This window comes from Streptomyces caeni, from assembly GCF_042678285.1.
Taxonomy (GTDB): domain Bacteria; phylum Actinomycetota; class Actinomycetes; order Streptomycetales; family Streptomycetaceae; genus Streptomyces; species Streptomyces caeni.
On the sequence record NZ_JBHUDX010000102.1, the window covers coordinates 1 to 14,682 of the forward strand.

At 73.7% G+C, this 14,682-nt stretch carries 13 protein-coding genes and 1 pseudogene; 11 read left to right on the plus strand and 3 right to left on the minus strand.

The window, feature by feature from the left end:
* The 3 genes and pseudogenes from ACFSL4_RS32315 to sucD all read left to right on the plus strand — a co-directional run.
* Positions 1-500, plus strand: a pseudogene (locus ACFSL4_RS32315) (hypothetical protein); the annotation flags it as partial.
* Between the two features lie 484 nt (positions 501-984).
* On the plus strand, positions 985-2,166 hold the full coding sequence (sucC, locus tag ACFSL4_RS32320) for an ADP-forming succinate--CoA ligase subunit beta (RefSeq protein ID WP_381090907.1): 1,182 nt from the start codon (positions 985-987) through the stop codon (positions 2,164-2,166).
* 21 nt (positions 2,167-2,187) lie between these two features.
* Positions 2,188-3,072, plus strand: a complete 885-nt coding sequence (sucD, locus tag ACFSL4_RS32325; RefSeq protein ID WP_381090910.1) for a succinate--CoA ligase subunit alpha — start codon at positions 2,188-2,190, stop codon at positions 3,070-3,072.
* 88 nt (positions 3,073-3,160) lie between these two features.
* Here the strand turns inward: sucD and ACFSL4_RS32330 are convergent, their stop codons facing one another.
* On the minus strand, positions 3,161-4,177 hold the full coding sequence (locus ACFSL4_RS32330) for an RNA polymerase subunit sigma-24 (protein ID WP_381090913.1): 1,017 nt from the start codon (positions 4,175-4,177) through the stop codon (positions 3,161-3,163).
* Positions 4,178-4,273: 96 nt separating this feature from the next.
* On the opposite strand from ACFSL4_RS32330, the gene ACFSL4_RS32335 reads away from it, so the two are divergent.
* Positions 4,274-6,499: a cell division protein PerM gene (locus ACFSL4_RS32335; protein WP_381090916.1), complete on the plus strand. Its 2,226-nt coding sequence runs from the start codon at positions 4,274-4,276 to the stop codon at positions 6,497-6,499.
* Between the two features lie 51 nt (positions 6,500-6,550).
* Here the strand turns inward: ACFSL4_RS32335 and ACFSL4_RS32340 are convergent, their stop codons facing one another.
* On the minus strand, positions 6,551-7,366 hold the full coding sequence (locus tag ACFSL4_RS32340; protein WP_381090918.1) for an ICP22 family protein: 816 nt from the start codon (positions 7,364-7,366) through the stop codon (positions 6,551-6,553).
* A 336-nt stretch (positions 7,367-7,702) separates the two neighbouring features.
* Between ACFSL4_RS32340 and purN the strand changes: the two genes are divergently transcribed.
* From purN to ACFSL4_RS32355, 3 genes are all read left to right on the plus strand, one after another.
* Positions 7,703-8,353, plus strand: coding sequence for a phosphoribosylglycinamide formyltransferase (gene purN, locus ACFSL4_RS32345; RefSeq protein WP_381090921.1), 651 nt, complete (start codon positions 7,703-7,705; stop codon positions 8,351-8,353).
* Positions 8,350-9,912 carry a bifunctional phosphoribosylaminoimidazolecarboxamide formyltransferase/IMP cyclohydrolase gene (purH, locus tag ACFSL4_RS32350; RefSeq protein ID WP_381090924.1) on the plus strand — a complete coding sequence of 521 codons (1,563 nt, stop codon included), beginning with the start codon at positions 8,350-8,352 and terminating at the stop codon, positions 9,910-9,912. The genes purN and purH overlap by 4 nt, the downstream gene beginning before the upstream one ends.
* Positions 9,913-10,081: 169 nt before the next feature.
* Positions 10,082-10,309, plus strand: coding sequence for a hypothetical protein (locus ACFSL4_RS32355; RefSeq protein ID WP_381090927.1), 228 nt, complete (start codon positions 10,082-10,084; stop codon positions 10,307-10,309).
* 424 nt (positions 10,310-10,733) lie between these two features.
* Here the strand turns inward: ACFSL4_RS32355 and ACFSL4_RS32360 are convergent, their stop codons facing one another.
* Positions 10,734-11,321 (minus strand): hypothetical protein, encoded by a 588-nt coding sequence (locus ACFSL4_RS32360; protein WP_381090930.1) that lies wholly within the window; start codon positions 11,319-11,321, stop codon positions 10,734-10,736.
* A 262-nt stretch (positions 11,322-11,583) separates the two neighbouring features.
* Between ACFSL4_RS32360 and ACFSL4_RS32365 the strand changes: the two genes are divergently transcribed.
* The 4 genes from ACFSL4_RS32365 to ACFSL4_RS32380 all read left to right on the plus strand — a co-directional run.
* Positions 11,584-12,438, plus strand: a complete 855-nt coding sequence (locus tag ACFSL4_RS32365) for a bifunctional methylenetetrahydrofolate dehydrogenase/methenyltetrahydrofolate cyclohydrolase (RefSeq protein WP_381090933.1) — start codon at positions 11,584-11,586, stop codon at positions 12,436-12,438.
* The gene (locus ACFSL4_RS32370) at positions 12,428-12,940 is read left to right on the plus strand and encodes a DUF3017 domain-containing protein (RefSeq protein WP_381090936.1); all 513 of its coding nucleotides are present in this window, start codon (positions 12,428-12,430) and stop codon (positions 12,938-12,940) included. Before ACFSL4_RS32365 ends, ACFSL4_RS32370 begins: the two co-directional genes overlap by 11 nt.
* Before the next feature lie 315 nt (positions 12,941-13,255).
* Positions 13,256-13,801 carry a helix-turn-helix domain-containing protein gene (locus ACFSL4_RS32375; RefSeq protein WP_381090939.1) on the plus strand — a complete coding sequence of 182 codons (546 nt, stop codon included), beginning with the start codon at positions 13,256-13,258 and terminating at the stop codon, positions 13,799-13,801.
* Between the two features lie 301 nt (positions 13,802-14,102).
* On the plus strand, positions 14,103-14,682 hold a 580-nt coding region (locus tag ACFSL4_RS32380; RefSeq protein ID WP_381090942.1), incomplete at its 3' end, for a helix-turn-helix domain-containing protein.

Below are 14,682 nucleotides of genomic sequence, written 5' to 3' on the forward strand. Positions count from 1 at the left end.
GCGCGGTGCCGGCCGCCGGGCACGCGGTGGCGGGCGCGGCCGGCCTCGCCCAGGGGGCGGTGGCGGACGTCCGGCCACTCGCCGGGCACGCCGCCGGCCACGCGTCCACGACGGCGTACGCGGCCGAAGCCGATGCGCGGTCGCTGGCGTACGGCGTGGCCGGCGAGGTGACCGGCGACGGTGCCGGCTCCGTGCTGCCGCCGGTGGCCGGGACCGCCGTCCACGGGGTCGTGCCGGTCGCCGGGCAGGCCGTCGGGGACGCGACGCGGCTGGCCTACGGCGTGGCGGGCGATGTGCGGCCGTTCGCGGGCGGCGTCGTGGGCGAGGCCGGATCGTTCGCACAGGAGGCCGCGGGCCGGGCCGCGCCGTTCGCCAGGGACCTGACCGGGACCGTGTGGTCGGCCGGCGGAGCGCTGACCGGCCACGCGGTGACCGGCGTCCAGGGCGTCACCGGGGCCGTCACCCCTGAGCATCTGCCGCAGGGCCCGTACCGGCCGTAATCCGTCTGACCCACCGAGTTCCGTGGGGCGCGCGCCCGGCCGCGCCGCCGTACGGCACTCCGACCGACTCCGCGGGGCCGACGCCCGGGCGGCCGAACGCCGTCGGCCCGCCCGACCATGATCCCGCGGACAGGACGGGTGGCCCCATTGGGGTGGGGCCCACCCGTCCTACGCCCCTGCGGGGGCCGCACAAGGGGTCCCACCGGGCCAACCCCAACCCGGTGGGACCCTGCCACCCCGTTCCGCCGGTGCGCCCGGGCGGCTCCTTCGCACGTGTGACAGGTATCACCGCTCAGGTGTGATCTGTGATTTAGGGCCCCACGTCGAGCGGCGATAACCTGCGAGACGGACCTGCCGCGCGCTCGGACACCGTGTGCGCTCCCCTTGTGACACAGAGCGTGACACAGAGCGGACGTCACGTTGCCCTTCGCGGCACGCCCACGCATCCAACGAACCGCGAGATCACTGATAGGGACGGAAGCGCGTGGACCTGTTCGAGTACCAGGCGAGGGACCTCTTCGCCAAGCACGGTGTACCGGTGCTGGCCGGTGAAGTCATCGACACGCCTGAGGGGGCGCGCGAGATCACCGAGCGACTGGGCGGCAAGTCGGTCGTCAAGGCGCAGGTGAAGGTCGGTGGCCGCGGCAAGGCCGGCGGTGTGAAGCTGGCCGCCACCCCGGACGAGGCGGTCGCCCGCGCGACGGACATCCTCGGCATGGACATCAAGGGCCACACGGTCCACAAGGTGATGATCGCCGAGACGGCTCCGGAGATCCTGGAGGAGTACTACGTCTCCTTCCTCCTGGACCGCGCCAACCGCACGTTCCTCTCCATCGCGTCCGTCGAGGGCGGCATGGAGATCGAGGAAGTCGCGGCCACCCGCCCCGAGGCCGTCGCCAAGATCGCGATCGACGCCATCGACGGCGTGGACCGGGCCAAGGCCGAGGAGATCGTCGCCGCGGCCAAGTTCCCGGCCGAGGTCGCCGACAAGGTCGCCGACGTCCTCGTCAGGCTGTGGGAGGTCTTCGTCAAGGAGGACGCCCTCCTGGTCGAGGTCAACCCGCTGGCCAAGGTCGCCTCCGGTGATGTCATCGCCCTCGACGGCAAGGTGTCCCTGGACGACAACGCCGAGTTCCGCCACCCGGACTTCGAGGAGTTCCACGACCGGGCGGCCGCCAACCCGCTCGAGGCGGCGGCCAAGGAGAAGAACCTCAACTACGTCAAGCTCGACGGCGAGGTCGGCATCATCGGCAACGGCGCCGGCCTGGTCATGTCGACCCTGGACGTCGTCGCGTACGCCGGTGAGGCCCACAAGGGCGTCAAGCCGGCCAACTTCCTCGACATCGGCGGCGGCGCCTCCGCCGAGGTCATGGCCAACGGCCTCGAGATCATCCTCGGCGACCCGGACGTCAAGTCCGTGTTCGTCAACGTCTTCGGCGGCATCACCGCCTGCGACGCCGTCGCCAACGGCATCGTGCAGGCCCTGGAGCTTCTCAAGAGCAAGGGTGAAGAGGTCAACAAGCCGCTGGTCGTGCGCCTCGACGGCAACAACGCCGAACTGGGCCGCAAGATCCTGACGGACGCCAACCACCCGCTGGTCCAGCAGGTGGACACCATGGACGGCGCGGCCGACAAGGCCGCCGAACTGGCTGCTGCCGCGAAGTAAGGGACGAGGTCACACACACCCATGGCTATCTTCCTCACCAAGGAATCCAAGGTCATCGTCCAGGGCATGACCGGCTCCGAGGGCCAGAAGCACACCCGCCGCATGCTGGCCTCCGGCACGAACATCGTCGGTGGCGTGAACCCGCGCAAGGCGGGTCAGACCGTCGACTTCGACGGCACCGAGGTACCGGTCTTCGGCACCGTCAAGGACGCCATCGACAAGACCGGCGCCGACGTGACGGTCATCTTCGTCCCGGAGAAGTTCACCAAGGACGCGGTCATCGAGGCCATCGACGCCGAGATCCCGCTCGCGGTCGTCATCACCGAGGGCGTCGCGGTGCACGACACGGCCGCCTTCTGGGCGTACGCCGGCAAGAAGGGCAACAAGACCCGCATCATCGGCCCGAACTGCCCCGGCATGATCACCCCCGGTCAGTCGAACGCGGGCATCATCCCGGCCGACATCACCAAGCCGGGCCGTATCGGCCTGGTCTCGAAGTCCGGCACGCTGACGTACCAGATGATGTACGAGCTGCGGGACATCGGCTTCTCCTCCTGTGTCGGCATCGGCGGTGACCCGATCATCGGCACCACCCACATCGACGCGCTCAAGGCGTTCCAGGACGACCCCGACACCGACCTGATCGTCATGATCGGTGAGATCGGCGGCGACGCCGAGGAGCGGGCCGCGGCCTTCATCAAGGAGAACGTGACCAAGCCGGTCGTCGGCTATGTCGCGGGCTTCACCGCGCCCGAGGGCAAGACCATGGGTCACGCGGGAGCCATCGTCTCCGGTTCCTCGGGCACCGCCCAGGCGAAGAAGGAGGCCCTGGAGGCGGCCGGCGTCAAGGTCGGCAAGACGCCGACGGAGACGGCGAAGCTGGCCCGTGCCGTTCTCGGCAACTAGGCACGGTCTGGCCGGCTGACGCGCCGGCCGGGCTCGCACACGCGGACGGGCCCGCACCTCGGCGAGGGGTGCGGGCCCGTCCGCGTGCTCAGCGCGCCTGCGGGGCCACTCGTGTGGGGCCGCTGTGTGCCTGCGCCCTCAGCTTCGCCCGGAGTCGCAGCTGCTCGGCGGAGAGCGGGCCCTGGGCCGCCCGTGCCGGGACGTCCCGGATCGCGGTGCCCCGCGGCACCGGTGCCTCGTAGTGGTCCGGGGCCGTGCCCAGGGTCAGTGCGGTCGCGCCGACGACCGCGCCGGTGAGGGCGATCGCCGCGCCGTTCCACCGGCGGCTGAGGCGTTCGCTGCGGACCCGGACCGAGGACGGCGGCCCGGAGGGCTGCGGGCGTTGCGGCGCGGCCGGTTCGGCCAGTGCCCGGTGGAGCGCCTCCGGATCGGCGAACTCCGGCGCGACCGCGGCCACCGCCCGGCGGGCGCGCAGCAGTCGGCCGGCCGTGGCCAGGGTGCTCGCCTCGGTCTCGGCGGCGGTCTCCGGCAGGCCGAGGCCGACGCCGTCGTACAGCACGAGCGTGCGCCGGTGGACGGGCGGAAGGCCGAGGAGCGCGTGCAGCAGCAGGCGGTCCGAGGGGTTCGCGGGCGGCGGCTCGGCGTGGCGGTAGCGCCGGCGGAAGCGGTGCCAGGGCGAGAGCGCGCAGTCGTGCGCCAGCGCCCGTATCCAGCCCGCGGGATCGGGGTCCACGGCCACCTCGGGCCAGCGCTGCCAGGCGAGCTGGAAGGCCCGCTCGACCGCGTCGTGGGCCAGGTCGCGCCGGCCGGTGAGCAGGTACGCCTGCCGTACGAGGGCGGGGGCGCAGAATTCGTACAGGCCGTCGAATGCTTGATGGGCGGTCAGGGGCGGGGCCGGTGTCCCGGTCGCCAACTCCGCGAGGAGTCGCGCGTACTCCCTCCGCCCCTCGCCGCGCGGCACGGAACGGCCGGTCTCCCAGGCGCACACGGTCTCCAGCGGGACGCCCAGCCGCTCGGCGACCTGAGTCCGCGTCAGTGACCCGGCCTCGCGCAGGCGTCGGCGCTCTTCGGGGGCCGGCAGCGTGGAGGCGGGGCGTCGTGTCACGGGACGGCCCTCCGGGTGAAGAGGTACATAGTCGTATATTGATCGACACAGCGGAACTCCGCCTGTTGCGCGGAGAAAACGCGTGTCATTGGGAGCATGGCGGTCGTGACGCAATGGACCGATCGCCGAACCACGTCGTCCCTTCGCGCCCGCCTGCGGGACCGGTCGCCCGGACTGGGCGCCGGCCTCCTGGGCGGCGCCGGCGCCGCTGTGCTGGGACTCGGCTCGCTCGCCCTGCTCGCGATGCTGCTGTGGATCAGTTCCCCCTACCCCGACAGCGGACCCGGCGGCGCGCTGCGGGCGGCCGCCGCCTTGTGGCTGCTGGCGCACGGCGTCGAGCTCGTGCGCACCGAGACGCTCTCCGGGGTGCCCGCGCCGGTCGGCGTCACGCCGCTGCTGCTGGTCGTGCTGCCGGTGTGGCTGCTGCACCGGGCGGCGCGCGACGCGACGGACGGGGACAGCGTGGAGGCCGCGGGCGGCACCGCGCCCCTGGTGCCCGCGCGCACGGCGTGGTCCGGCGTGGTGGCGGGCTATCTCGGGGTGGGCGCGGTGGCGGCGCTGTACGCCTCGGGCGGAGTGCTGCGGCCGTCGTGGAAATGGACCGCGGTGTGCCTGCCGCTGGTCGCGCTCGTGGCGGCGGGGACGGGGGTGTGGACGGCGCACGGACGGCCGTTGGGGCGGGTGCGCCGGACGCTCGACCGGCTGCCCGCGGGCCTGCGCCGGGCGGTGACCGCCGGGGCGCCGCGCCGGGGCGGCCGGGTATGGCTGCGGGCCTGTGTACGGGCCGCGCTGGGCGGGGCGGCCGTGCTCGTGGGCGGGGGCGCGCTGCTCGTGGGCTTGTCACTGGGGTGGCACGGTGAGGCGGCGCGGGCGTCGTTCCTCCAGCTCACCGAGGGCTGGTCGGGGCGGTGCGCGGTGGTCCTGCTGGCGGTGGCGCTGGTGCCGAACGCGGCGGTGTGGGGAGCGGCGTACGGTCTCGGGCCGGGCTTCCTGCTGGGCGCCGGGCAGGTCGCCGGTCCGCTGTCGTCGGCGGCGCCCCCGGCGTCATTGCCGCCGTTTCCCCTGCTGGCGGCGGTACCGGGGACCGGGGGCACGCCGCTGTACTGGGCGGTGGGGGCGGTGCCGGCCGCGGCGGGCGCCACGGTGGGGTGGTTCGTGGCGGGGGCGGCGAGCCGGCACCGGGCGCGGGGCCGGGACGCGGTGTGGTCGGTGGGGCGGACGGTGGGGACGGTCGTGGTGGCGGCGGCGGTGTGCGGGGCGCTGCTGGGCGGGCTCGCCGAGGCGGCGGGCGGGCCGCTGGGGGTGGCGTCGCTGTCGCGGTTCGGGCCGGTGGGATGGCAGGTGGGCGGTGCGGCGGCCGGATGGACGCTGGCGGTGGGCGCGCCGGTGGGGGTCGCGGTACGGGCATGGCGGCTGCGGGGGCTCGCACGGCGCGGGCGCGGTCAGCGGGGGGAGCACGGGCCGGAGCGACGGTCCTGGCGCACCCGACGCGGCCGGCCCGCATCTTCCCCGGCCCCGGCCTCGATCCCGCAGCCGGCCGGGAGCCGGGTCCCGCAGCCGGGCGGACTGCGGACCCCGGCACCGACCGGGCGCCGGACACCACAGCCGGTGGGCGATACGGCCGCGGGACCGGATGGGGGGCGGGGCCTGGGACCGGTTGGAGGGTGGGCTCCGGGACGTGCCGGGGTCTGGAACCCGCCGTGGGCCGGGGACACGGCTCCGCAGCCGGCGGGGGATTCGGCCCCGGAGCGCGTGGGAGGCCGGAGCGCGCAGTCGGGCGGGGACCGGGCGTCGGCGCCTACCGGGAGTCGGCCTCCGGAGCCGGTCGGAGATCCGGCCGCGGATCCGGCTGCCGTGGACCGGGCCGTGGGTTCGGTCGTGGACCGGGCTGTGAATCCGGTGGGCGGTACGACTGTGGGCCCGGTGGGCGATACGGCCGCGGGACCGGATGGGGGGCGGGGCCTGGGACCGGTTGGAGGGTGGGCTCCGGGACGTGCCGGGGTCTGGAACCCGCCGTGGGCCGGGGACACGGCTCCGCAGCCGGCGGGGGACGCGCCCCCGGAACGAGGCGAGGGCCGGACCTCGGAACCGGCCCCGGGCCGGCCCCCGTACCCGGCCGGAGGCCGGGGCTCCGCCCCGCGTGCCGGTGAGGCGGCGGAACGGGCGTGGGAGGGGCCCCGCCCCGAGCCGTACGAGGCACTGCCGGAGGAGGCGGATCCGCTTCCCTACGGTCCCGGCCAAGGCCCCGATCCCGGCCAAGGCCCCGATCCCGGCCAAGGCGGCGGTCCCGGCCAAGGCGGCGAGCCCGGTCCGCGGGCCTGAGGGGCGGTCGTGAGGAGGACCGGACCGGACCGGCGGGCGCGGCCACCCGGCTCAGCGGGTGCCCAGCACTCCGCGCAGGTCCTTCGGCAGCAGGTCGTTGCACGACTGCTTCGCCGCGCTGGTCAAGGCGTCGTTGACGCAGGTGTAGTAGTCGCGGTAGACCAACTGGGCCGTGAACGTGGCCGCCACCATCGCGACCGCCAGGGACGCCGTGACCAGGCCGCTGATCGCTGCCGTCGTCTGCGGGCGGGCCGTGGCCACCGGGGTGTCCGGGTCGGGGGTGCGCGGCTTGGCCCGGAGCGCGCTCGTCCCCCAGTACAGCGCCAGCGAGCCCAGCAGCAGGGCCACGTACGGCCAGCTGAAGAGGGCGAAGAAGAAGGCCCACATGCCGGCCAGCAGCGCATACCGTGCGCGGCGCTGGCTCGGGTCCGTGGGGTCCCAGCGCAGGCCGGTGCCGGGGCCGCCGGACCCCTCGGGCCCGCCGGACCCCTCGGGCCCGCCGCCCTGTCGCTCCTGCCCGCCGGGGCTGCCGGGACGCTCACCGAAGCGGCCGCCCGTCGCGGGGCCCGGCTGCCGGTCGCTCCACTGGCTGCCCCAAGCGGAGTGCCCGCCCTCGCCGGAGTCGTCCTGCCCCTGACCGGGCGCCGGGTGCCGCGGCTGCCACGGCCGGTCCGGCGCGTCCTCGGGCGGCGGTGCGAAGGGGTTGTCGTCCGCGGGCGCCTCGGGGTTCCGCTCGCCCCCCGCGGAGCCGCCGCTCGCGGAGTCACCCCGGCTCTCGGGTGACTTCTCGCTCTTTCGCGGCGGCACGGGCTGAGGGCGCCGCTCGCGCAGCAGCAGCGGAGGGAGTCGGAGACTGCGGTCCGGCATCAGGTGTGCGTCTTCCCCTTGGTGGTTCTGGCGGGCGGCTCGTCCACGGACTCGCCGCGGGGCGGGTGCGCCCCGGGCACGCGCCCCGTCTGGTCAACGTCCTGCGCAGGCACGGCGTTCCCCGCGTCGAAGCGCTTTCCCCGGGTGGTTCCTTCCCAGACGCTACCTTCCGGCCACGCCCCCGTCCCGCGGGGGCCATCCGGTGTGCCGGTATCGTTGCCGACGGTCGTCCGTTTCGTAGACTTCCCCGTATCCCGGGGCGCGAAGCATTCGTACGACCATACAAACGCTCGTCCGAGCGCCCCCACGAACACACCCCCGAGAAAGGGACCCGCCGTGGCCGAGTCCGTGGCCGAGACCGTCACTGAGTCCCCGGCCAAGCGCCTGGTCGTCCTGGTCTCCGGGTCCGGCACCAATCTGCAGGCCCTCCTCGACGCCATCGCCGAGCGGGGAGCCGCCGCCTACGGGGCCGCGGTCGTCGCCGTCGGCGCCGACCGCGACGGGATCGAGGGTCTTGCCCGCGCCGAGCGCGCCGGGCTGCCCTCCTTCGTGTGCCGGGTCAAGGACCACGGCAGCCGGGAGGAGTGGGACGCGGCCCTCACCGAGGCCGTCGCCGCGTACGAGCCCGACCTGGTCGTCTCCGCCGGGTTCATGAAGATCGTCGGCAAGGAGTTCCTCGCGCGGTTCGGTGGGCGGTTCATCAACACCCACCCCGCCCTCCTGCCCAGCTTTCCCGGAGCCCACGGCGTGCGGGACGCGCTCGCGTACGGCGCGAGGGTCACCGGGTGCACCGTCCACTTCGTCGACGACGGCGTCGACACCGGACCGATCATCGCGCAGGGCGTGGTGGAGGTCCGGGACGAGGACGACGAGAGTGCGCTGCACGAGCGCATCAAGGAAGTCGAGCGAAGGCTGCTCGTCGAGGTCGTGGGGCGGCTCGCCCGCAACGGCTATCGCATTGAGGGACGAAAGGTAGTTATCCAGTGACCGCCGAGAGCACCAAGCGGCCCATCCGGCGCGCGCTCGTCAGCGTCTACGACAAGACCGGGCTCGAAGAGCTCGCCCGTGGACTGCACGAGGCCGGTGTCGAGCTCGTCTCCACCGGCTCCACCGCGTCGAGGATCGCCGCCGCGGGCGTCCCCGTCGCCAAGGTCGAGGAGCTGACCGGCTTCCCCGAGTGCCTGGACGGCCGCGTCAAGACCCTGCACCCCAAGGTCCACGCGGGCATCCTCGCCGACCTGCGCCTCGACAGCCACCGGCAGCAGCTCGTCGGCCTCGGGGTCGAGCCGTTCGACCTGGTCGTCGTCAACCTCTACCCCTTCCGTGAGACCGTCGCCTCCGGCGCCTCCCCCGACGAGTGCGTCGAGCAGATCGACATCGGCGGGCCCTCGATGGTGCGCGCCGCCGCCAAGAACCACCCGTCCGTGGCCGTGGTCACCAGCCCCGACCGGTACGCCGACGTCCTCGCCGCGGTCCGCGACGGCGGCTTCGACCTCACCGCCCGCAAGCGGCTCGCGGCCGAGGCGTTCCGGCACACCGCCGCCTACGACGTCGCCGTCGCCTCCTGGTTCGCCTCCGCGTACGCGCCCGTCGACGACTCGGTCTTCCCCGACTTCCTGGGCGCCACCTATGAGCGCAAGAGCACCCTGCGCTACGGCGAGAACCCGCACCAGGCCGCCGCCCTCTATACCGACGGCAGCGGCGGCCTCGCCGAGGCCGAGCAGCTGCACGGCAAGGAGATGTCGTACAACAACTACACGGACACGGACGCCGCGCGCCGTGCCGCGTACGACCACGACGAGCCCTGTGTCGCGATCATCAAGCACGCCAACCCGTGCGGCATCGCGATCGGCGCGGACGTCGCCGAGGCGCACCGCAAGGCGCACGCCTGCGACCCGGTCTCCGCCTACGGCGGCGTCATCGCCGTCAACCGGCCGGTGAGCCGGGAGATGGCCGAGCAGGTCGCCGAGATCTTCACCGAGGTCATCGTCGCGCCGGACTACGAGGAGGGCGCGCTCGAGGCCCTCACCAAGAAGAAGAACATCCGGGTGCTGAAGGCCCCGGCCGGCCCGGACAACCCCGCCGAGACCAAGCAGATCGACGGCGGTGCGCTGCTCCAGGTCACCGACCGGCTGCAGGCCGACGGCGACGACCCCGCCCACTGGAGCCTGGCCGCCGGCGAGGCGCTCGGCGCCGACGAGCTGCGGGAGCTCGCCTTCGCCTGGAAGGCGTGCCGCGCCGTCAAGTCCAACGCCATCCTGCTCGCCAAGGACGGCGCGTCGGTGGGCGTCGGCATGGGCCAGGTCAACCGCGTCGACTCCTGCAGGCTGGCCGTCGAGCGGGCGGGCGAGGAGCGGGCGCGCGGCGCGTACGCGGCCTCGGACGCCTTCTTCCCGTTCCCGGACGGGCCGGAGATCCTGATCGCCGCGGGCGTCAGGGCCATCGTCCAGCCCGGCGGTTCGATCCGTGACGAGCAGGTCGTGGAGGCCGTGCGGAAGGCGGGCCTGACCATGTACTTCACGGGCACGCGCCACTTCTTCCACTGAGCCTCGCCGATCGCGCCGTGCCGTGTGATGCCGGGTCCGTCGGCCGACGACCGACGGGCCCGGCATCGCGTGCGTTGCGATACGGGTACCGGCAGGGCACCGTTCGGGAACGGGCCGTCACGGCAGCGCCGCCGGCGGGCAGTGTCACGGCATGCTGGCGTGCGGATGCATGAACGTCCTGGACATCGTGGCGGCCTTGGCCGGGTACGGCCTCCTGGCCATCGCCGGGCTGTTCATCGGCATCGTCTCCCTGACCGGACTGCTGCTCGGCGGAATGACCGCCCTCGGACACCTGCTCCGTCGGCGCATCGGCGACGACCACGTGCCCGATGAGACCGGCGCGGACGGGGAACCGGTCGGCCTTGCATCCTTCCACTGGGACACCGAGCCCGACTGAGGCGTCGACCCACTGGATGCTCATGTGCCGGCGTTCACGTGCCGGAGGGGAGTTCGCCCAGACGGTCTTGCCGCCCGCCGCCTGCTCCACACCCCAGCGCCCCGCGATCGCATCGAGCAGCAGCAGGCCGCGGCCGGTCTCGTCATCCACGGCGGGGTGGCGCAGGACGAGCCAGGAGCGCGGGTCGTGGGCCGGTGAGCTCCAGGCGCGTCAAGCCGTCCTGCGCGCGGATCAGCCGGAGGGTTACCGGTGCGCCCTCCCCGAGACGCCGGATCACAGTGCGGATGGCATGTGCCGTTCGCCGGTGCCAGGACGCCGCTCCCGGGTGCTCCCGGGCCCCTCGGAGCAGCGGGCGGACGCGACAAGGCCGTGTCCCGCCGGGACAGGGCGGGACACGGCCTGGGGTGCGACGGGTGCCTCGTGGTCAGTAGCGGGGGCGGTTGAACCACGCGCCGCCGTTCCTGTTGGCGCAGAAGACGATGATCAGGATGCCGAGGACCAGGCTGATCAGGGCGAAGACGTTGGCGCCCACCAGGCTCAGGAGGCTGAACAGGACGACCAGTGACGCGTACACGATCGCGGAGACGCGCACGCCGCCAGCCCCGCGGGAGAACTTCACCGCGGTGAAGATCGCCCAGAAGGCGAAGGCCAGCACGATCACGCCGAGGACGATCATGACTCCGGCGCCGATGTCGGCGACCCTGCTCGCGTCCTCGGACGAGACACTGCTGTCGGAGGAGACGGCGTCCTCGAACTTCTTGGCGAACCAGGCGCTGGCCGCCATCATCAGGACGCCGCTCAGGGCCTGGAAGCCGCCCAGGACGAACAGCATCACACGGGCCGCCTTCACGGTGCCCGGCATCTCCACCGGGCCGGCCGGATAGCCGCCGTACGGCTGCTGGAGCGGCGGGGCCGAGGGGTAGCCGTGACCGGGCTGCTGACCCTGGGGGTAGCCATAGCCGGGCTGGCCCTGCGGGGCGCCGTAAGGGTTGTTGGGGTCGCCGAAACTCATGGCGATCGTTCCTCCGTCTGTTCAGGTGCGGGGACGACGCGTGGCACCGTACGGAGGAAGTACTACAGATGCGGTCCGTCCCCCCGGCACTGCCCGCGGCACTGTGCAGTTCATCGTGGTAAAGGTCCTGCAGTGTTGTCCAGCCGCATTCCCGATGTGTTGTGCAAGTGCAACATCGGTGATCATGGGTTGAAACGGACGCGGACCTTCGGACGGTGCCCGGATTGGAACCCGGGGCGGGTCATCCGGGAGGATGGGGGCCATGACCGCCCAGATTCTCGATGGCAAGGCCACCGCAGCCGCGATCAAGTCCGATCTGACCGTCCGCGTGGCGGCGCTGAAGGAGAGGGGCGTCACGCCCGGCCTCGGCACGATTCTGGTCGGGGACGACCCCGGCAGCCGGAAGTACGTCGCCGGCAAGCACCGCGACTGCGCCGAGGTCGGCATCGCGTCGATCCAGCGCCAACTGCCCGCGACGGCCACGCAGGAGGAGATCGAGGCGGTCGTCCGCGAGCTGAACGAGGACCCGGCCTGCACCGGCTACATCGTGCAGCTGCCGCTGCCCAAGGGCATCGACGAGAACCGGATCCTGGAGCTGATGGACCCGGACAAGGACGCCGACGGCCTGCACCCGATGAACCTCGGCCGCCTGGTGCTGAACGAGCCGGCGCCGCTGCCCTGCACCCCGAACGGCGTGCTCACCCTCCTGCGCCGCTACGGCGTGGAGACCAAGGGCGCCGAGGTCGTGGTCGTCGGCCGCGGCGTGACCATCGGCCGCCCGATGCCGCTGCTGTTGACCCGGCGCAGCGAGAACGCCACGGTCACCCAGTGCCACACCGGCACCCGGGACCTCTCGGCGCACCTGAGGCGGGCCGACATCATCATCGCCGCGGCGGGTTCCGCGCACCTGATCAGGGCCGAGGACGTGAAGCCGGGCGCCGCCGTCCTCGACGTCGGCGTGTCGCGCAACGCTGAGGGCAAGATCGTGGGTGACGTCCACCCGGACGTCGCGGAGGTGGCGGGCTGGCTCTCCCCGAACCCGGGCGGCGTGGGCCCGATGACCCGGGCCCAGCTGCTCGTCAACGTGGTCGAGGCGGCGGAGCGCAGTGTCGGCTGAGGACAGGACCGAGGGCACCCGGGATCGGGCCGCCGCCCGGCGGGAGGACACCGGCGGCGATCCCCTGGTGCGGGACGCCGTCAGCGCTCCCGACGCCGAGGGGACGCCGCGGCGTGCGACGCGGCGCTTTCCGAGGATCACGCGCGACACCGCGCGGCCCGAGGGCGGCGGCCGGGCCGCGCCGCGCGACGCGCCCGCGCCGGCCCGGCAGTGGCCGATCCTCGCCGTGCTGTCCGCCGTCGGCCTCGGGCTGCTGGTGACGGCGCTGGACGCGTTCCGCTTCGGCACGATCCTGATCGGGGCGGCGCTGCTGGGCGGCGCCGTGATGCGCTGGATGCTGCCCGACGTGGGCATGCTCGCGGTGCGCTCCCGCTTCACCGACATGGTCACCTACGGCGTCCTGGGCGGCGCCATCGTGCTGCTCGCGATGATGGTCCAGCCCGATCCGTGGCTGGAGATACCGTTCCTGGACGACACGCTGCACTTCACGATCCGCACCTGACGGAGCGTTTGCGGCGTACAAGGCGGCGGGCCGTCCTTCCCCCGGAAGGACGGCCCGCCCGTCGTCGCGGCGGCCCGGACACGCGGCGGCGCCCGGCCTCTCCCCCGTGGGAGGCCGGGCGCCAGGGGCGGCCCGGCCGCCCGGGAAACACCCTGATCCACAGGCGGGAGCCGTTCAACACCTGGGGGACCGCTGTGGCACGGAAGTGACCGTTCCGCTACGCTGTCCGCGCCCCGCAACGGAACCGATGCAGGCCCTGACGTCGTCAATCGAACGGACAAGGCTCTGGTACCGGGCAACGCGGAGGGGTGAGGGATGGGCGCCTGGCAGCCGCTGCCGGACGAACTGCCGTCGGAGGTACGGCACTTCGTGGAGCAGCTGCGGCTCCTGAAGGACCGCACCGGTCTCAGCCTGGTCGCCCTCGGCGCGCGCACCGCGTACAGCAAGTCCTCCTGGCAGCGCTACCTCAACGCCACCCAGCCGCCGCCCCGTCAGGCGGTCGCCGCGCTGTGCCGGGTCGCGGGGCTCCCAGGTGCCGAGGCGGAACGCTTCGCCGTGCGCTGGGAGTTGGCCGTGGGCGCCTGGTCCCGCCCGCAAGAGCCGGCCCCCGCACAGGTACCGGCGCCGGACCGGCTCCCGGCTCCCGCCGCGGCGCCCCCCAGGGCCGCCGCGCCGGCGCAGGCTCCGGGAGCCGGTCCGGTGCCGGGGGAGTACGAAGACGATCCGACGGTCCCGTGGTGGGACCGGCTGGAGGAGAGGCGTGAGACGCGGCCCGCCGGGCGCCGCCTCCTTCTCGTCGCGCTCCTCGCGCTGGTGACGCTGCTCGCCGTGGCCCTCGTCGGTACCGTCACGCTCGGGTGATCTGATCCCCCTGTGTCTGCCGAGGTCGCCGCTGCGTCTCCACTGTGTCGATATGTTGACAAGTTGGCGAATGTCCGCCGGACCCCTGGCATGCCGGGGCTACCGTGTGGGAGGCCGGACCGCGGACCGGCGGGCGCGCGACGGCGCGCGGTCTCGCCCGAGTGCTCCCGTGCGCCCGCATCCGGGGAGCTGACATCCTGGCCGGGTGCATCCCGGTGGGTAATTCAGAACGGGGACTCGGCGGCGGGTGTCGCGCACGGGGGGAACGCCGGCACATACCGGGGGGAAAGAGGGGGAAGCAATGCCTCGCTGGAAGGCCTTGCCCGATGAACTCGACCCGCAGATCAAGGAGTTCATGGTCCGGCTGCGGCAACTCGTGGACCGCGGCGGGCTGAGCGTCTCCGCCGTGGCAGACCGCACGGGCTACAGCAAGACGTCCTGGGAGCGTTACCTCAACGGCCGGCTGCTCGCGCCGAAGGGTGCGATCGTCGCCCTCGCCGAGGTGACCGGCACCGATCCCGTCCATCTGACGACCCTGTGGGAGTTGGCCGAGCGCGCGTGGAGCCGCTCGGAGATGCGCCACGACCGGACGATGGAGGCCATAAGGATCTCCCAGGCGCGTGCCGCGCTCGGGGAGGCCGGGGCGGCGCCCGGCACCAAGGGCCGCGGCGGTACCGGGGCCCGCAGCACCACCGTGGCCTCCGGGGAGGCGGGACCGGCCGGGGCGGCTTCCGCAGCCCCGGTGCGGCCGGCGGACGCGGAGGGCGCGCGGGGCGGGGACGTGGACAGTGGTGGACGGCCGCCGCGGGCCGGTTCCCCGGGGGGCAACTCCTGGGGGCTCGCCGGGTACCGGGGGCCGTCACGGACCGGCGCGGCGGCCG